Source organism: Streptomyces calidiresistens, assembly GCF_014141525.1.
Lineage (GTDB): Bacteria > Actinomycetota > Actinomycetes > Streptomycetales > Streptomycetaceae > Streptomyces > Streptomyces calidiresistens.
This window is the reverse complement of sequence record NZ_VKHS01001452.1, coordinates 1-652: the sequence shown is the minus strand read 5'-3', so window position 1 is coordinate 652 and position 652 is coordinate 1. Positions and strand designations below refer to the sequence as shown.

General features: G+C 81.1%; 1 pseudogene. It reads right to left on the bottom strand.

From position 1 onward, the window contains the following. Positions 1 to 652 (bottom strand): annotated as a pseudogene (locus tag FOE67_RS27780) (hypothetical protein); the annotation flags it as partial.

The following is a 652-nucleotide window of genomic DNA, read 5'->3' as shown; positions in this document are numbered from 1 at the left end:
CCCCGCCCGCCACCGGGGCGACCACCGGCGGCCCCAGCGGCTCGGGCCCCTCGGCCCCCGGCGGGGGAGTGGCCCGATCCAACGGCACCAGTCGTTCCGGGGCCAGGGCGAGCACCGCGCGCCGCCACCGGTCGGGAGCCGTGACGTCGTCCGGCGAGGGCGTCACCGGCACCCGCAGACGGTGCACGCCGGTGCCGTCGGTGCGCGCGAAGCCGCACCCGGCCGGCGGGGCGGCGCCGGGCCCCTCGCCCGGCCGCCAGGGGGAGGGACCCAGCACGGCGGCGGTGGTCCGGGCCCCCGGACCGCCCAGCACGACCCGGGCGCGGAGATCCGCGGCCCATCCCGGGTCCGAGGGCAGGTGGTCGACCTGTTCGCCGATCACCACCGTGACGCCGGCGGCCCGTCCCCGGCGCAGCAGGGCCGCCACCCCGGGGTCCGCCGCGCCCCCGGCCAGGGGCACCGAGGGGCGGTCCAGCACCACCCACAGCGACGGGCGATCCCCCGCCCCGCGATCGCGCTCCCGTTCGCGGTCCCGCAATCGGCGATCGGTCTCCGACAGCGCCCACTCCACCAGGGCGGCGGCGCCGGCGGGACCGTGCTCCACCGCCCGGACCCCGCGGCGTCCCCGCAGGAATTCCCAGTCGCCCCCACC